Origin of the sequence: Streptomyces sp. NPDC002054, from assembly GCF_040296685.1 — a bacterium.
In the GTDB taxonomy this organism is placed as follows: domain Bacteria; phylum Actinomycetota; class Actinomycetes; order Streptomycetales; family Streptomycetaceae; genus Streptomyces.
On the sequence record NZ_JBEOXT010000007.1, the window covers coordinates 109,609 to 125,256 of the forward strand.

At 71.4% G+C, this 15,648-nt stretch carries 15 protein-coding genes and 1 tRNA gene; 11 read left to right on the forward strand and 5 right to left on the reverse strand.

Going from position 1 to position 15,648, the window contains the following annotated elements; all coding sequences use genetic code 11:
* The first annotated feature begins 110 nt into the window (after window positions 1–110).
* Window positions 111–611, forward strand: coding sequence for an ATP-binding protein (locus tag ABT123_RS08595; protein ID WP_351311143.1), 501 nt, complete (start codon window positions 111–113; stop codon window positions 609–611).
* A 69-nt stretch (window positions 612–680) separates the two neighbouring features.
* Here ABT123_RS08595 and ABT123_RS08600 read toward each other — a convergent pair whose 3' ends face one another.
* Both ABT123_RS08600 and ABT123_RS08605 read right to left on the reverse strand, forming a co-directional pair.
* Complete coding sequence (locus ABT123_RS08600) at window positions 681–2,144, reverse strand: aminopeptidase P family protein (RefSeq protein WP_351311144.1); 1,464 nt, start codon at window positions 2,142–2,144, stop codon at window positions 681–683.
* Window positions 2,145–2,246: 102 nt separating this feature from the next.
* Window positions 2,247–3,782, reverse strand: coding sequence for a PP2C family protein-serine/threonine phosphatase (locus tag ABT123_RS08605; protein ID WP_351311146.1), 1,536 nt, complete (start codon window positions 3,780–3,782; stop codon window positions 2,247–2,249).
* A 351-nt stretch (window positions 3,783–4,133) separates the two neighbouring features.
* On the opposite strand from ABT123_RS08605, the gene ABT123_RS08610 reads away from it, so the two are divergent.
* Complete coding sequence (locus ABT123_RS08610) at window positions 4,134–4,850, forward strand: bifunctional DNA primase/polymerase (RefSeq protein WP_351311148.1); 717 nt, start codon at window positions 4,134–4,136, stop codon at window positions 4,848–4,850.
* 63 nt (window positions 4,851–4,913) lie between these two features.
* Complete coding sequence (locus ABT123_RS08615; protein WP_351311150.1) at window positions 4,914–5,519, forward strand: hypothetical protein; 606 nt, start codon at window positions 4,914–4,916, stop codon at window positions 5,517–5,519.
* 181 nt (window positions 5,520–5,700) lie between these two features.
* Here ABT123_RS08615 and ABT123_RS08620 read toward each other — a convergent pair whose 3' ends face one another.
* The 3 genes from ABT123_RS08620 to ABT123_RS08630 all read right to left on the reverse strand — a co-directional run bounded on the left by ABT123_RS08620 (window position 5,701) and on the right by ABT123_RS08630 (window position 8,367).
* Window positions 5,701–6,675 carry a DUF5926 family protein gene (locus tag ABT123_RS08620; protein ID WP_351311152.1) on the reverse strand — a complete coding sequence of 325 codons (975 nt, stop codon included), beginning with the start codon at window positions 6,673–6,675 and terminating at the stop codon, window positions 5,701–5,703.
* Window positions 6,676–6,866: 191 nt separating this feature from the next.
* Window positions 6,867–7,481: an ATP-binding protein gene (locus tag ABT123_RS08625; RefSeq protein ID WP_351311154.1), complete on the reverse strand. Its 615-nt coding sequence runs from the start codon at window positions 7,479–7,481 to the stop codon at window positions 6,867–6,869.
* An 85-nt stretch (window positions 7,482–7,566) separates the two neighbouring features.
* On the reverse strand, window positions 7,567–8,367 hold the full coding sequence (locus ABT123_RS08630) for a glycerophosphodiester phosphodiesterase (RefSeq protein ID WP_351311156.1): 801 nt from the start codon (window positions 8,365–8,367) through the stop codon (window positions 7,567–7,569).
* Between the two features lie 193 nt (window positions 8,368–8,560).
* Between ABT123_RS08630 and ABT123_RS08635 the strand changes: the two genes are divergently transcribed.
* The 8 genes from ABT123_RS08635 to ABT123_RS08670 all read left to right on the forward strand — a co-directional run bounded on the left by ABT123_RS08635 (window position 8,561) and on the right by ABT123_RS08670 (window position 15,604).
* The gene (locus tag ABT123_RS08635) at window positions 8,561–10,129 is read left to right on the forward strand and encodes a S1C family serine protease (protein ID WP_351311158.1); all 1,569 of its coding nucleotides are present in this window, start codon (window positions 8,561–8,563) and stop codon (window positions 10,127–10,129) included.
* A 106-nt stretch (window positions 10,130–10,235) separates the two neighbouring features.
* Complete coding sequence (locus ABT123_RS08640; protein WP_351311160.1) at window positions 10,236–11,141, forward strand: LysR family transcriptional regulator; 906 nt, start codon at window positions 10,236–10,238, stop codon at window positions 11,139–11,141.
* Window positions 11,142–11,228: 87 nt separating this feature from the next.
* A complete protein-coding gene (locus ABT123_RS08645; protein WP_351311161.1) occupies window positions 11,229–11,780 on the forward strand; it encodes a cysteine dioxygenase family protein in 552 nt (183 codons plus the stop codon).
* Window positions 11,780–12,826, forward strand: coding sequence for a YeiH family protein (locus ABT123_RS08650; protein ID WP_351311163.1), 1,047 nt, complete (start codon window positions 11,780–11,782; stop codon window positions 12,824–12,826). The genes ABT123_RS08645 and ABT123_RS08650 overlap by 1 nt, the downstream gene beginning before the upstream one ends.
* 217 nt (window positions 12,827–13,043) lie before the next feature.
* Window positions 13,044–14,009 carry a trypsin-like serine peptidase gene (locus ABT123_RS08655; protein WP_351311165.1) on the forward strand — a complete coding sequence of 322 codons (966 nt, stop codon included), beginning with the start codon at window positions 13,044–13,046 and terminating at the stop codon, window positions 14,007–14,009.
* 66 nt (window positions 14,010–14,075) lie between these two features.
* A tRNA-Ser gene (locus ABT123_RS08660) sits at window positions 14,076–14,160 on the forward strand.
* Between the two features lie 211 nt (window positions 14,161–14,371).
* Window positions 14,372–14,839 carry a DUF6344 domain-containing protein gene (locus tag ABT123_RS08665; protein ID WP_351311167.1) on the forward strand — a complete coding sequence of 156 codons (468 nt, stop codon included), beginning with the start codon at window positions 14,372–14,374 and terminating at the stop codon, window positions 14,837–14,839.
* 453 nt (window positions 14,840–15,292) lie between these two features.
* Window positions 15,293–15,604, forward strand: a complete 312-nt coding sequence (locus ABT123_RS08670) for a hypothetical protein (RefSeq protein WP_351311169.1) — start codon at window positions 15,293–15,295, stop codon at window positions 15,602–15,604.
* The last annotated feature ends 44 nt before the right edge of the window (window positions 15,605–15,648 follow it).

The following is a 15,648-nucleotide window of genomic DNA, read 5'->3' on the forward strand; positions in this document are numbered from 1 at the left end:
TACGGCAGGTCCGGAAGGTCCCTTGAGTCCCCCTGGTGGCATCGGCCGAATGAGGGCTCTGCCGGCTGCGAGGGGCTTACGGGGTGGTGCGGGCGGCAATAGGTACAGGTATGAGCATCTGGTGGTCTCTCCACTTGAGGCGCGAGGCTGCGAGCGTGCCGCTCGCCAGGCGGCTGCTGCTGGGGACGATGGAGACCGCGGGGGTGGACCCGGACATCTCCTTCGACCTCTCGGTGGCGCTGAGCGAGGCGTGTGCGAACGCGGTGGAGCACGGCGGGCGGGATCCGGGGGCGGAGTGCGGGGCGTACCGCGTCACCGCTTATCTGGACGGGGACCGCTGCCGGATCGAGGTCACCGACTCGGGCCCGGGTTTCCCGGCGCATGCGGTGACCCGCCACAGACCTCCGCAGCCGGGGCCGGCGGGGCCGGCGGGGGCAGCGGGGTCGGCCGGTCCGTCCGGGCCGGGGCTGCGGGAGCACGGCCGGGGGTTGTGCCTCATCGAGGAGCTCGCCGATCACGTGCGGTTCCGCAACCGGCCGGGCCGCGGCGCGGTGGTCAGCTTCGACAAGATGCTGAAGTGGCAGGACGGGGCCCTGCTGAAGGCTTCGTAGGACGGCGAAGGGGCGGTGCCCGGTGTTCGGGACACCGCCCCTTTTTCCGCGGGACGAAAAGCGTGCCGGTCAGCCCTTGAGGCGGGCCATCCAGGCCTCGACCTCGTCGGAGGTCCGCGGCAGGCCGGCGGAGAGGTTCCGGTTGCCGTCCTCGGTCACCAGGATGTCGTCCTCGATGCGGACGCCGATGCCGCGGTACTCCTCGGGCACGGTCAGGTCGTCGGCCTGGAAGTAGAGGCCGGGCTCGACGGTGAGGCACATGCCCGGCTCCAGAGTGCCGTCGACATAGGCCTCGGTGCGGGCGGCAGCGCAGTCGTGGACGTCCATGCCGAGCATGTGGCCGGTGCCGTGCAGGGTCCAGCGGCGCTGGAGGCCCAGCTCCAGGACGCGCTCGACCGGGCCCTCCAGCAGGCCCCACTCGACGAGCTTCTCGGCGAGGACGTGCTGCGAGGCGTCGTGGAAGTCGCGGAACTTCGCGCCGGGCTTGACGGCGGCGATGCCGGCTTCCTGGGACTCGTACACCGCGTCGTAGATCTTGCGCTGGATCTCGGTGTAGCGGCCGTTGATGGGCAGGGTGCGGGTGACGTCGGCGGTGTAGAGGGAGTGGGTCTCCACACCGGCGTCGAGGAGCAGCAGGTCGCCGGAGCGGACGGCACCGTCGTTGCGGACCCAGTGCAGGGTGCAGGCGTGGGCGCCGGCGGCGCAGATGGAGCCGTAGCCGACGTCGTTGCCCTCGACGCGGGCACGCAGGAAGAAGGTGCCCTCGATGTAGCGCTCGGAGGTGGCCTCGGCCTTGTCCAGGACCTTCACCACGTCCTCGAACCCGCGGACGGTGGAGTCGACGGCCTTCTGCAGCTCGCCGATCTCGAACTCGTCCTTCACGGCGCGGGCCTCAGAGAGGTAGACGCGCAGTTCCTCGTCGAGTTCCTTGGTGACCTTGTCGGTCAGCGCGGACTCGATGACGGAGTCGTGGCCGCGGACATTGCGGACCGGGCCGGTGGCCTCGGTGAGCTCGTCGGCGAGCTTGCGCACGTCCTTGGCGGGGATGCCGAGCAGCTGCTCCGCCTCGGTCAGCGAGTGGCGTCGGCCGACCCACAGTTCGCCCTGGCCGGAGAGCCAGAACTCGCCGTTCTCACGGTCGGAGCGCGGCAGCAGGTACACGGTCGCGGTGTGGCCGTCGACGGTGGGCTCCAGGACCAGGACGCCGTTCTCGGTCTGGTCGCCGGTCAGGTACGCGTACTCGGTGGAGGCGCGGAAGGGGTACTCGGTGTCGTTCGACCGGGTCTTCAGACGGCCGGCGGGGATGACGAGGCGGTCGCCGGGGAAGCGCGCGGAGAGCGCGGCGCGGCGGGCTGCCGTGTGGGCGGCCTGGGCGATGGGCTCGAGGCCGTGCAGCTCGGTGTCGGCCCAGCCGGTGCGCATGCTCTCGGCGAGTTCGTCGCTGACGCCCGGGTACAGACCGTTCTTGCGCTGCTTGTGCGTCTTCTTGGGCTGCTCTTCTTCCGGGGTCTCCGGGGTGAGCTCGTCAGCCACGTCTTCTCCTCCGCTGCTTCGCTGCTGCGCTACGAAATGGACCGGGTGGGGCCGCATCCATCGTATGTGCGAGGGGCAAGGGGATGGCAGGGCTGTGACAAATCAGTCAAAACGCGCGGCCAGCAGCACGATGTCCTCGTCGCAGGCGGCATCGGCGGCATTGGCGCCGTCGGGCAGGACGGTGCGCAGGATGTGTTCGCAGACGGCGTCCGGGTCCTCCCGGAGGGATCGGGGTACCCCCGCAGCGGCTGCGTGCAGCCGCGCGTAGGCCCGGTCCATCGGGTCGCCGGTACGCCGGAGCAGGCCGTCGGTGTACAGCAGCACCGTTTCTCCGGCGGCGGGCTCGATCTCCACGCTCGGCGCCTCCCAGCAGGCGAGCATGCCGAGCGGGGCGGAGAGGGAGGTCTCCACGTATTCGGTGCGGCGCTCGCCGATCAGCAGCGGCGGGGCGTGCCCCGCTCCGGCCAGGACGATCTTGCGGCGGGCGGGCTCGCAGTAGGCGAACAGCGCGGTCGCCGAGCGGGCCGGTTCGGTGAGCCGGAGCAGCAGTTCCAGGTCGGAGAGGACGGCGACCGGGTCCTCGCCCTCCATGACGGCGTACGCGCGCAGGGAGGCGCGGAGCCGGCCCATGGCGGCGACCGCGCTGGGTCCGGATCCGGTGACCGAGCCGACGGCCAGGCCGAGGGCGTGCTCCGGCAGCGGCAGGGCGTCGTACCAGTCGCCGCCGCCGGCCGGTGCGGTGCGGTGGCGGGCGGCGAGCTGTACCCCGGGGATCCTGGGGAGCCGGCTGGGCAGCAGCTCTTCCGAGATGGTGGCGAGCCGGATGCGGGCGCGCTCGACCTCCAGCACCCGGGCGAGGTGCTCGGCTCCGTGCCGTACGTAGAGGCCGGCCAGGTTGCGCTGGCGGTCGCCGGGCTCGGCCGGTTCGTCGTACAGCCAGACGACCGCGCCGAGCCGGCCGGTGGATTCGGCGGTCAGCGGGAGCGCGTAGCTGGCGGCGTAGCCGAGGCGGGCGGCGACCTCGCGGTGGCGCGGGTCGACCGGGGTGGCGTACCCAGCGGTGCCGGGGGCGGCGTCCGGCTCGGGGAGCACATCGGAGCCGCCCTGGGCGTCCGGGAGCCCGTCGAGGATCCGGCCGTACGAGGTGGCACTGCGCGGCACGGTCTCGATGTGGCCGAGATCGGCGCGGCCGAGACCGAGGCCGATGGTGGTGGCGGGGCCGAGCCCGTCGGCGGGTTCCAGGACGACCAGGCCGCGGCGGGCGCCGACCAGGGCGGCTCCGGCGCGCAGGAATTCCTGGAGCGAGGCGGCGAGGTCGGTGGCGCGGGCGAGGCGCTCGGTGAGTTCGTGGAGGGTGGTGAGGTCGGAGACCATGCCCGCCAGCCGGTCCTGGATGACCGTGCTCGACACGGCCGGCGCAGGGGCGGCGGGGGCCGAGCGGGCGGGCGGAGCCGCAGTGTGAGGGGAAGCCGCAACTGCTGGATCGATTCCAGCCACTTTCGGCAGATGCGGGGCGCTCATGGCATCCGCCTTTCCACCTGGTGTGATTCGCCATAATGCATTGCAAACCCCCAGATCATTCTGCGCCGCCATCAATGGGTCCACATCTACACGCACAGGTGGAGCGATGTCCAGCATTGCCCAGGTGGGAATCCTGGTGTCCGTGGGGCGACAACTCCCCGTTCGGCCAAGGCTCAAACTTGGCCGGAAAAGGTGGGAAGCGGACCCTTTTTGCGGTCGACTGAGCGGGCGCTGGAACGGCTCCGGGTACGTAGTCGGTGTTGACCGGGGAGAGTTGACGGCAGCCGGGCGCGACCCGGTGCGGGTGCGTTCCGCCCCCGCCGGACGTTTCATGGACCGTAAGAAAACTGCACGAGCCGCCTGAACCTGCTTCAGGCGGACAGTGACGCGAAACGTGTACGTGTGGTGAAACACCGCATACATGGTGTGATGTGGCCCTCGGCGTTCAACGGAAAGGAACGAGCGCTCATGCGCGAGATCCTCGGAAGGCGTCTCCAGCGGCTCCGCAGTTCCCTGCAGTCCGCGCGTTCCCGCGCCGGCTCCCGTTCCCGGCCGGATGGTTCACCCGATCTGCTCGAAGGGGCACTTCGGTGTGCCACCGCCTGGCAATGGCCGGTGCTCCCCGGTGTGGGCCGGTCGGGTGCGGACGGTGGGCACTGCGCCTGCCCCGACCCCGACTGCCCCGTGCCGGGCGCGCATCCCTTCGACCCCGGCCTGCTCGCCGCCACCACCGATGCCCGGATGGTGCGCTGGTGGTGGACCAACCGCCCGGCGGCACCGGTGATCCTGGCCACCGGAGGCCGCGCGCCCTGTGCGGTGAGCCTGCCGGCCGGTGCGGCGGCACTGGCGTTGGCCCGGCTGGACGCGTTGGGCCTGCGGGTGGGCCCGGTGGTCGCCACCCCCGCCCGGTGGGCGCTGTTGGTGGCGCCGTACTCCCTGGAACGGCTCGGCGAACTGCTCTACGCGAAGGACCATGTGCCGTCCACGCTGCGCTTCCACGGGGAGGGCGGCTATCTGCTGGTGCCCGCTTCCGGGGGGCCCGTCGACAGCCGGGTCCGCTGGGAACGCGAGCCGCGGCCGGCGGAGGACGGCGGCGGGTCGCGGCTGCCCTGGCTGCCGGATGTGGCCGAGGTGGTGGATGCGCTGGTGGAGGCGGCTTCACTCGAACGGGTGCCACCTGCGTGAGTTTCCCGGGGAATTGGGCGCGGGTGTCTTCGTAGCCGATTCCCGCGTCGCTATCTTCGGCGAATGAATCTCCGCCTCACCGCTATCGGCACCGGTGTACTGATCATCTTGTCGCTTCCGCTCGCCGGGGCGATTGCGGGACCGGAGTTCCGTGGTCAGGACGACGGAAAGGGCGGTGGGCTGCTCACCGCCCTCGGGCTGGTGGAGGATTCCGGCCGTCCGGCCGGTTCCGGTCCGACAGGACAGGCCGGCCGCGGTGATACGGGCGGGGGATCCGCCGGAGCCGGGTCGTCCGCGCAGCCCGGCCCGCACGAGGCGCCGCGGACGGATTCCCGCTGCGGCCCCGAACTCTCCTCGCCCGACGGGGTGGAGGCGCAGACCTGCGTGCTGGCCGGCGAGGGCCGGACCTGGGGGCGCAGTTACTACCGGAACACCAGCGGGCGCGCACTGGAAGCCGTACTGACCCTGATGGGTCCGGCCGGGCGTACCGTACAGATCCACTGCACGGTGGGTGCGGGCGATGAGCCGGGGCTGTGCGAAACGCCGCGTGACCGGTCGGCCGGAGTGCAAGGGGACTACACCGCCGTAGCGGAATTTGCAGTTCCGGATGACGAAGGGCGACTGCTGCTGCGGTCCGGAAGCAACTCGCCTGCGCCCGCCGACGGTTGAGGCGGGGGCGAAAAAACAAGGCCCGGTCGCTGGCGACGGGGGATGCACCAGCGACCGGGCTACAAGAACGGTAACAAGAGATCGCCTGTTCGCAAATTCGATCTCTGATATTCAGACACCGATTTGCAGGCGATTAGCGGGAGTTGTGACTCCGGTCACCGAGCCTGTGAGTGTCCGTGGATCAGCTCAGAGTGACCTGCCGGTTGGTGAGACCGCCGCGCGCCCGGCGTTCCTCGGAGGTGAGCGGGGCGCCGTTGGCGAGGGCCTTGGCCAGCCGCTCCGCGAAGGCCGCGGCAGGCTGTTCCACGTCCTTCGCCCCGACACCGGTGGGCAGGTCCCAGACCGGCACCATCAGGCCGTGCGCCCGGAAGGAGCCGACCAGACGGGTGCCTTCGCCCAGGGAGGACTCGCCGGAGGCGTGCAGCCGCGCCAGGGCGTCGAGCAGCTTCTCCTCCGGGTGCGGCATGACCCAGCGCAGGTGATTCTTGTCGGGGGTCTCGCACCAGTAGGCCGCGTCCACGCCGGTCAGCTTGACGGTCGGGATGGCCGCCGCGTTGGCGCGTTCCAGGGAGGCGGCGATCTCCGGAGAGGCGTTCTGGGCGCTCTCCGCATCCGGAATCCAGAATTCGAACCCGCTGTGCACAACCGGCTCGAAACCGCCGTCCACATCGAGGAGATCCTGAAGTCGCGGACCGTCGGCCGGCACCTTGCGGGCCGGCACCGGGGTGCCCGGCTCGGCGGCGAGGGCGCGCTCCAGCGTGTCGGCCATGTCCCGGGCGAGGTCTCCGGTGGACGTGTCGTTCTGCAGGCCGAGCAGGACGGAGCCGTCCTCGCGGCGCAGTGCCGGCCAGGCCATCGGCAGTACGGTCACCAGCGTCACCGACGGTACGCCAGCGGGCAGGCCGCCCTTGAGGGAGAGCTCCACGGTGGCGGCGGGCACCAGCTCGCGCAGCGCCACCCAGTCGCACTCGCCGGGCAGCCCCTCGAACGGGCGCTGCACCAGCTCGGTGCCGGCGTGCGCGGCGGCCCGGCCGTGGCAGGCCTTGTAGCGGCGCCCGGATCCGCAGGGGCAGGGCTCGCGGGCGCCCACCACCGGGATCTCCCCGTCCTTGAGCTGCGGCTTGGCAGTCGTTGCTGCGGGGCGCTTCTTGGCCATGGTCGGTGTCTCCCGGTTGCGGCGGTACGTGACGGCGCGAGCCTAGTCGCTCGCGCTGCCCGCACCGCCGAACCGGGGCCCTGCCGGAAGCACGGTCGGCGTGCACTCCCGGGTACGGCCGTTCGGCGGTTCCCGTCTGTTCCCGTCTGTTCCCGTCTGTTCCCGTTGGATCTCGGGGATCCGCACGGACCTCAGGGGATCTCGGGTAGCTCCAGATCGTCGAAGGGGGCCGTGAAGTCGATCGCAGGCGGTGCAACGCGCGTAGCGAAATCGTCGTGGCGGGCTCCCGCTGCAACGATCACCCACACGGTGACCTCGCCCGCGGCTCCGTCGCGGACACCCCAGTCCTGGGCGAGGGCGCTGATGATGTTCAGCCCCCGGCCGCCTCGCGCGGTGACCGAGGGCGTGGCCGGAACAGGACGGGTGGGCCCGCCTCCGTCCGTCACCTCGACCGTCAGCCGGCCCGCTTGGTCCACGCGCCATGCGGCGCGTATGTCTCCGTCTCCGATCTCCTGGGTGCCCAGTGGCCTGCCGTGCCGGCAGGCATTGCTGAGCAGCTCGGAAAGGATCAGAACGGCGTCGTCCACGACCGATTCGGACACTCCGCTGATGCGCAATTGCTCACGCATGCGGTGTCTTGCCTCACCCACGCCCGCAGGACCATGGGGTACGGCCATGCACGACGACGTGGGCACCTCCTGTGCCACCACCAACGCCACCCCCGGAACCTCCTTAGTCCCACGCCATGGTCTGGATGCCCCGATGGCCTGGACCGGAAACCGCCGGAGCGGGGGCCTCTGACGCATTCATGACCATTGAATGCGGAACGGATGCGCCGGAGCACACCCTGTGATGGTCGGGGGCCCTGTGGCGGGAGGGGCAAAGGGGACGTCAGCGCCCGAGTTGGGACAGAACTTGGCGTGGCCTGTTCGTGATGATCGCTTCTACACCCAGATCAGCGCAGAGCTGAACATCTTCTGGCTCATTTACGGTCCATACATGGACGGAGTGCCCGGAGGCCTGAAGCTTGCGGATGTAGCCGGGATGATTCCGGACGATCCGGATGCCCGGCCCGGCGATCTGCACTCCGGCCGGCAGCCGCCCGTCCCGCATGCGCGGCGAGATGAACTGCATCAGGTACACGGTCGGGATGGTGGGGGCGGCGGCCTGCACCCGGTGCAGGGAACGCGCAGAGAAACTCATGATCCGGACCGGATGCGGACCCTCGGCCGGCGGGGAGTCCAGCCCGAACCGCTTGAGCAGGAAGAGCAGGCGCTCCTCCACCTGTCCGGCCCAGCGGGTCGGGTGCTTCGTCTCGATGGCCAGTTCCACCGGCCGGCCCGCGTCCGAGGCCAGCTCCAGCAGGCGCTCCAGGGTCAGTACGGAGGTACGGTCGGGGTCCGGGTCCCAGTCGGGCGACTCCTCGCGGTCCTTCCACGAGCCGAAGTCGAGTGCGGCGAGATCGGCCAGCTCCAGGGCGGAGACCGCGCCGCGGCCGTTGGAGGTGCGGTTCACCCGCCGGTCGTGGACCAGGACCAGGTGGCCGTCGGCGGTGAGCCGCACATCGCATTCGAGGGCGTCGGCGCCGTCCTCGATGGCCTTTCGGTAGGCGGCCAGAGTGTGCTCGGGGGCGTCCTCCGAGGCTCCGCGGTGGGCGACGACCTGGATGGGGCGCGGCGTTGCGTGGGTCACCGGGTCATGGTGCCACCGCAGGGGCCGGGCGTGCCGGGCTGGGCGACAACGCACAGGTCCGGCTTACAGTGCTCTGACAGGACATGGGAAAGGCTTTGCCCAGGAACTTGTACGGCCGGTCGAACGTTCAGTCGGACCGATATCCGTTGTCTGCCGATATCCGATAAGCCGTATGCGACGAGGAGAGAGCGCTGTGAGCACCGAGAACGAGGGCACCGCGGCCCCGACGCCCCCCGCGGCCCCGTCCGAACCTCCCGTGCCGGTGGCCGCTCCCACACCCGCGAGTGACGCCGTCCCGCCGACCACGCCGCCGCCGGCCCCGGCTCCGGCGCCCGCCGCGCCTGCTCCGGCGCAGGCTCCGGCCCCGGTGCAGGCTCCCGCCCCGGCCCCGGTTGCCCCTGCCCCGGCGGAGCCGCCGACCCAGCAGCTGCCGCCCACCCCGCCGGCCCAGGCCCCCGCTCCGGCCGGGTACGGCGCTCCGCCGCCGGCTCCGGCCCCGGTTCCTGCCGCCCACGGTGCGGAGGGCTGGCCGCCGCCCCCGCCCACGGTCCCGGCGTACGGTGTGCCCGGCGGCCACGGTCACGGCGGTGGCGGCGGAGTCTGGGCTACCCCCCTGACCACCGACGGCACCCCGCCGGCCAAGCCCAAGGGCAAGGGCGGCCTGATCGCGGGCGTCCTGGTGGCCGCCCTGCTCGCCGGCGGTATCGGCGGCGGCATCGGGTACTGGGCCGCCGAGCGCGGGGACAACGGCTCCGGCTCGACCACCGTCAGCGCCGGCGTCACCCCCAAGGACCTCAAGCGCGAGCCGGGCTCCATCGCGGGCCTGGCCGCGAAGGCGCTGCCCAGCGTCGTGACGATCCAGGCCCAGGGCGGTGACGGCGAGGGCGGCACGGGCACCGGGTTCGTCTACGACCAGCAGGGCCACATCCTCACCAACAACCACGTGGTGGCCTCCGCCGCCAACGGCGGAAAGCTTTCCGCGACCTTCTCCAACGGGAAGAAGTACGACGCCGAGGTCGTCGGCCGGGCCCAGGGCTACGACGTGGCCGTGCTGAAGCTGAAGACCCCGCCGGCCGGCCTGGCACCGCTGGCGCTGGGTGATTCCGACCGGGTCGCCGTCGGCGACCCGACCATCGCGATCGGGGCTCCCTTCGGCCTGTCGAACACGGTCACCACCGGAATCGTCAGTGCCAAGAACCGTCCGGTGGCCTCCGGCGACGGCTCCAGCAACAAGAACTCGTACATGAGCGCCCTGCAGACCGACGCCTCGATCAACCCGGGCAACTCCGGCGGCCCGCTGCTCGACGGCCGCGGCGCGGTCATCGGCATCAACTCGGCGATCCAGTCGGCGGGCAACGGCGGCTTCGGCGGCGGCCAGGCCGGCTCGATTGGCCTCGGCTTCGCCATCCCGATCAACCAGGCCAAGACCGTCGCCGATCAGCTGATCAAGACCGGCAAGCCGGTCTACCCGGTGATCGGGGTCTCGGTGGACCTCCAGGCCAAGACCGACGGTGCCACGATCTCCACGAAGGGCGGCACCCCCAACGAGCTCGTGGACCCGAGCGGTCCGGCCGGCAAGGCGGGTCTCAAGCCCGGTGACGTGATCACCCAGCTCGGCGACAAGCAGATCGACAGCGGCCCCACGCTGATCAGCGAGATCTGGACCCACAAGCCGGGCGAGACCCTGAAGCTGACCTACCTGCGCGACGGGAAGCCGGCCACGGTGGACATCACCCTCGGCTCGCGGGTCGGGGACAAGTAGCGGGCCAGGTAGCCGGGCAACCAGGCAGCCGGGCTGTCCTGTTGGCGAGGGGCCGTCGGCGCGAATGCGCCTACGGCCCCTCCCAATGTCCGCTTATGCTTCGCACGTGTTCGACTCCCGGCACATACGGACATTCCATGAAGTGGTGGTCTCCGGTTCCTACTCGGCGGCGGCCCGTGTCCTGGGGTACACCCAGCCCGCGATCACCCAGCAGATGAAGGCCCTCGAACGGGCCGTCGGCACCCCGCTGTTCACCCGCGTGGGCCGGAAGATGCAGCTCACCGAGGCCGGTGAGTCCCTGGCCCGGCATGCGGAGCAGATCCTGGCCGGCCTGTCCGCCGCCCAGCAGCAGATGAAGGCGTACGCCCGGCTGCGTACCGGCCGGGTCCGGCTGTGCGGATTCCCCAGCGCCAACGTCACCCTGGTTCCGGAGGCCCTCGCCGGCCTGGCCAAGGACCATCCCGGGGTACAGGTCGAGCTGCTGGAGGGGGAGCCTCCGGAGTCGCTGCTCCGGCTGCAGCGCGGAGACTGCGACATCACCCTGGCGTTCACCTACCCCGGGCTGCACGAGGAGATCCCCGAAGGAGTCGCCGAGGTCAGGCTGCTGGAGGACCAGCTGACCGTACTGCTGCCCAACGGTCATCCGCTGGCCCGCCGCCGGGCCGTGAACCTGGCCGACCTTGCCGAGGAGCAGTGGATCGCGGGCTGCCCGCGATGCCGGGCCAATCTGCTGCACGAGTGCGCGGAGCTGGGTTTCGTCCCCGACATCCGGTTCGCCACCGATGACAACCTGGTGGTGCAGAGCCTGGTCGCGCAGGGCCTGGGAGTGGCGATGATGCCGGCCCTGGTCCTGCCCTCGCTGGCGCTGAACCGGGTGTGCGGGCGGGCCCTCCAGCCGGCCGCTCGCCGCCATATCTCCGCGTACGTCTACCGCGACCACCTCCGGATCCCGGCGACAGCGGTGGTGCTGGAGAAGCTCAAGCGGGCGGCGGCCAATCGCATCGGCTGCTGAAGCGGTTCTCGATCCATAAGCTGCGGTTGGGTTTCCGGGTCGAAACTGTCGTTGGACGTGATGGATGGTCCGGCGGACGCTGCGCCTATGACCACGACCCTGCCGGCCCGCACCACCGCGAGGATGGCCGCCCTCGTCCGTGAGATCCGTACGGTCGTCGACCGGGGGCTCGCCCCGGACCTGACCGCCTACCTGGTCGGCGAACTCCTTGCCCCGCACCTGGGGGAGCCGGACCTGCTCACCCAGGCCCAGCAGGAGGGCGACCCGGACCGCTACCGGCAGCACATCCTGCATGCCGAGCCGGACGGCGGATTCTCCGTGGTCGCCCTGGTGTGGCTGCCCGGGCAGGAGACCTGTATCCACGATCACGTCGCATGGTGCGTGGCCGGGGTGTACCGGGGCGAGGAGAGCGAGCGGCGGTTCCGGCTGGCCCCGGGTTCCGATGGTGTGGCGCGACTGGTGCCCACCGAGGAGGTGGTCAACGGGCCCGGCGAGGTGTGCGGTTTCGCCCCGCCCGGCGACATCCACCGGGTGCGCAACTCCTGCCGGACAAAGGCGATATCGATCCACATCTACGGTGCTGACGTCTCCCGGCTGGGCACCAGCATCCGCCGCGTGTACACGCTCCCCGCCGAGTGATGGCACTCCTCAACCGGCCGCAGGGTGGGGCCGTTCGGCATGTTTCACGTGAAACACCCACCTCCTGGCCCGGGTTGGCCACCGCGGCCGCCGGTGCGCTGCTGGCCTGGGGTGTGCACCGGCTGCTGCCGGCGGTACCGCTGCTGACCGCCTCGGTGGTGCTGGGCATCGCAGCCGCCCATCTGCCCCGGGTACGGACCTTCGTACGCGGCCCCGCCCGCCCGGGGCTGTCGCTGGCGGGGCGGCGGCTGATGCGGATCGGGATCGTGCTGCTGGGGCTGGGCCTGGGCCTGAAGGAGGTGCTCCGGCTGGGCTGGGCGGCCGTGGCCATGGTGCTCGCCGTGGTGGCCGTGACCTTCCTGGGCACCCTCTGGCTGGGCCGCAGGCTCGGCTTGCGCGGGGACCAGCCGTTGTTGATCGCCACCGGCTACTCGATCTGCGGGGCCTCGGCGATCGGTGCGGTGAGCCAGGTGTCCGGCAGCGACGAGGAGGACGTGGCCTCCTCGGTGGCGCTGGTGACCCTGTGCGGGACCCTGGCCATCGCCGTTCTCCCGCTGCTCCAGGGCCCGTTGGGCCTGACCGATCCCGGCTTCGGCCGCTGGGTGGGGGCGAGCGTGCACGATGTGGGCCAGGTGGTGGCGACGGCGCAGACCGCCGGCCCGGCGGCCCTCGGTGAGGCGGTTCTGGTCAAGCTGATGCGGGTGGCGTTGCTGGCGCCGCTGGTGGCCGCGGTGGCCTTTGCCCTGCGGGCCAGGCGGCGCGGGGAGCGGACGGCTTCGGGGCGCCGGCCGGCGCCGGTGCCGCTGTTCGTGGCGGGCTTCCTGGTGGCGGTGGCGCTGCGCACCACCGGTCTGGTGCCGGAGGCGGCTCTGGAGTGGTCGCGGACGGCTCAGGAGGGGCTGCTGGCGGCGGCGCTGTTCGGCCTGGGAAGCGCGGTGCACCTGCCCTCGCTGGCCCGCACCGGCGGGCGGGCCGCGCTGCTGGGGCTGGGGGCCTGGGTGGTGGTGGCCGGGGTGTCGTACGCGGGCGTGCTGCTGACCGTATGACGGCGGCCGGGCCGGGCCGGGGCGGTGCGGGCGGAGGGTGCGGGAGGCGGGTGGATGTCGGCCAATCCTGGCCGGAACCGACCGAACGTTCTGGCGAGTACCTGACAATCCTCTCCCTCCGTGCCACTCTGCCCCCGAAACCGATCCGCACCGACAGCACTTCACCCCCACCCTGCCCGGGCCCGACCGGCCCGGGGCACGGCAGAAGGAGTCATGCGTGAATCGCAATCGCACGGCCGCTTCGGTCCTGATGGCCGCGGCCACCCTGATCGCAGGAGCCCTGACGGCCGCCACCCCCTCGGCCGCCGCGTCCGGCACCTCCGCGTCCGACACCTCCGCATCGTTCCGGCAGCAGCACACCCCGGGCTTCTGGACCGCCGAGCGGATGCGCTCCGCGACCCCGCTCGATGTGACGGCGGCCCCCGGGGCAGGCCGGCTGGAGGTCTCCACCTCCCCCGCCCCCACCCGGATAGCCCCGACCGCAGCCGCCTCCCCCACCGCGTTCCCGCAGGCCGGGGGCGCCTGGACGGGCGGCGGCGCGGTGGTGAGGACCTCCGGCCGGGTGTTCTTCACCCTGGGCAACCGCACGGCCTCCTGCTCCGGCGACTCGATCACCGGCGTCAACGGCAGCACGGTCATCACGGCCGGCCACTGCGTGAAGTACCAGGGCTCCTGGCACACCAACTGGGTGTTCGTGCCGGCGTACAACAACGGCAGCGCGCCGTACGGCCAGTGGTCGGCGACCAAGACCTTTGCCACCGACCAGTGGGCGGCGAGCGAGGACATGAACCACGACGTGGGCTACGCGGTGGTGGCTCCGCTGAACGGGCAGAAGCTCAGCCAGGTGGTCGGCGCCCAGGGCGTGCTGTTCAACGGCGGCTACAACAAGCGGATGTACTCCTTCGGCTTCCCGGCCGCCGCCCCGTACGACGGCACCAAGCTGGTCTACTGCAGCGGCAACAGCGGCAAGGACTTCCTGCTGACCAAGGACCACAGCCTGGCCTGCAACATGACCGGCGGCTCCAGCGGCGGCCCGTGGTTCCAGGACTTCAACGAGGCCACCGGCCTCGGCACCCAGGTGTCGGTGAACAGCTTCGGCTACACCTTCCTGCCGAACCGGATGTACGGCCCGTACCTCGGCAACGAGGCGAAGGCCGCCTACGACAAGGCCCAGACCGCCTGACCCGCCCCCAGCACCTCCCGCGACCGCCCCGCCCACCCCTCGCCGCCCGGTACTCTGTACCGGCCAGGTGGGTTGCCCGAGCGGCCTAAGGGAACGGTCTTGAAAACCGTCGTGGCGCGAGTCACCGTGGGTTCAAATCCCACACCCACCGCACTGCGGGCCCTGCGGCCCGGCTCACAGGGGGTGTCACCGATCCGGTGGCACCCCCTGTGGCGTGTCCGGGGGTCGGTGGGGGCGATGCTCCGGGCGGGTGGTGTTTGTCGGAAGATCGGCGCGCGTCGGGCCGGTGCTGCGGTTGCGTCCGCATCATGGCGAATGTATGCAGATCCGCCCGTCGGAACATCGGGAAGTGAGGGGCCGTCATGGCTGCCACCAGCAAGGTTGCGTCGATCCGGAGCGCCGTCACCGCCGTTCTTGCCGCACTCGTGGCGTTCTTCACCTCCCTCGGTCTGGGGGGCAGGGCGGCGGCTGCCGCGGCTCCCGCCGGGCCTGCGCCGGTCACGCCGGTGGCTCCGGTCGCCCCGGTTGCCCCGGTTGCCCCGGTCACGCCGGTCGTCCCCGTCGCCCCGGTTGCCGCAGGGGCCGGATTCCCTGCCGGCCCGGCGGGTGACCGGGCCGCCCGACCGTCCCGGCGCAGCTGGCGGGCCATGCTGCGTGGCCGTGCCCTCCCGCCCACCCTTGCGCAGCGGATCCGGGCTGAGGTGCACGGTTCCTCCCCTTCGGTCCGCCCGTCGACCACAGCCGCCGCCCTGGCCGGGGCCGCGTACCGGGCCTCGTACCGGCCCGCGTCCGGGGATGGCGGGGCCGAGGACATGGTGCTGGCCGCATAGCGGCGGCGGCGGCAGCGGCAGCAGCGGCAGCGGCGGTAGTAGCGGCAGTGGGGCTCGGGGTGGAGTGGGTGCCCCGGTGTGCCCCGGTGTGCGCTGGGGGCGTGCGGGGGGCGTGAAGCTTGGGATTGCAGGGTCGCAGACCCGGGAGACGGTGGTTTCCCGTGTGGTCGCGGCCCTTTTCGGCATGCCCGGGACCAGTGGGATTGCCGGAACGCTTCGTCCGTTGTGCGGCAGGGGTTTCAGCAGTGACAGGGGCTCTGACCTGGGACGCTGGGGGCGCGAATGAGGTTTATCCGATGTTGCTCATGCTTGCGGGGGAATCGGGCCCTCGGGGGTGGTTCGCAGGGGATTCGGTGGGCAACTCTGGTCTCGCGACGTCGTCACCACACGACCGAGGCGGTCGGCCAACTGCCTTGGAATTGCTCTCACTTCGCGTCTCTGGAGGATTCAGACATGGCAAGCATCCGTACCGCCCGTGTTATCGCAGCTGTCGCCGCTCTTCCCCTCGCCGTCGCCCTCTTCGGCGGGGTTGCCCAGGCCGACGTCGGCTCGTTCGCGAACGACGGATCGAATGCGAGCGTCGCCGGCATCATCGGCAGTGGGGTCGGCGGTGACAACTTCGGCAATTCCGCCACCACGCAGCAGGTTGCCACCGGCTCCGGTGCGTCCAATCAGAACAACAGTGCGCAGGTCAACGGCTCGGCCTTCACGGCCCTCGACCAGTCGAACACCAACGTGGCGGTGAACTTCCACCCCTGGCTGTAGTCCCCCCTTCCCAGTGCCATGGGCGCCTGCGCGACCGGACCGGC

Bases quoted from the DNA above. Each gene is read 5' to 3' on its own strand.
- ABT123_RS08595 (WP_351311143.1), top strand. From the start codon at position 111: ATGAGCATCTGGTGGTCTCTCCACTTGAGGCGCGAGGCTGCGAGCGTG.
- ABT123_RS08645 (WP_351311161.1), top strand. From the start codon at position 11,229: ATGACCACGACCCTGCCGGCCCGCACCACCGCGAGGATGGCCGCCCTC.
- ABT123_RS08670 (WP_351311169.1), top strand. From the start codon at position 15,293: ATGGCAAGCATCCGTACCGCCCGTGTTATCGCAGCTGTCGCCGCTCTT.
- ABT123_RS08605 (WP_351311146.1), bottom strand. From the start codon at position 3,782: ATGCTGGACATCGCTCCACCTGTGCGTGTAGATGTGGACCCATTGATG.
- ABT123_RS08615 (WP_351311150.1), top strand. From the start codon at position 4,914: ATGAATCTCCGCCTCACCGCTATCGGCACCGGTGTACTGATCATCTTG.
- ABT123_RS08610 (WP_351311148.1), top strand. From the start codon at position 4,134: ATGCGCGAGATCCTCGGAAGGCGTCTCCAGCGGCTCCGCAGTTCCCTG.
- ABT123_RS08625 (WP_351311154.1), bottom strand. From the start codon at position 7,481: ATGCGTCAGAGGCCCCCGCTCCGGCGGTTTCCGGTCCAGGCCATCGGG.
- ABT123_RS08665 (WP_351311167.1), top strand. From the start codon at position 14,372: ATGGCTGCCACCAGCAAGGTTGCGTCGATCCGGAGCGCCGTCACCGCC.
- ABT123_RS08650 (WP_351311163.1), top strand. From the start codon at position 11,780: ATGGCACTCCTCAACCGGCCGCAGGGTGGGGCCGTTCGGCATGTTTCA.
- ABT123_RS08620 (WP_351311152.1), bottom strand. From the start codon at position 6,675: ATGGCCAAGAAGCGCCCCGCAGCAACGACTGCCAAGCCGCAGCTCAAG.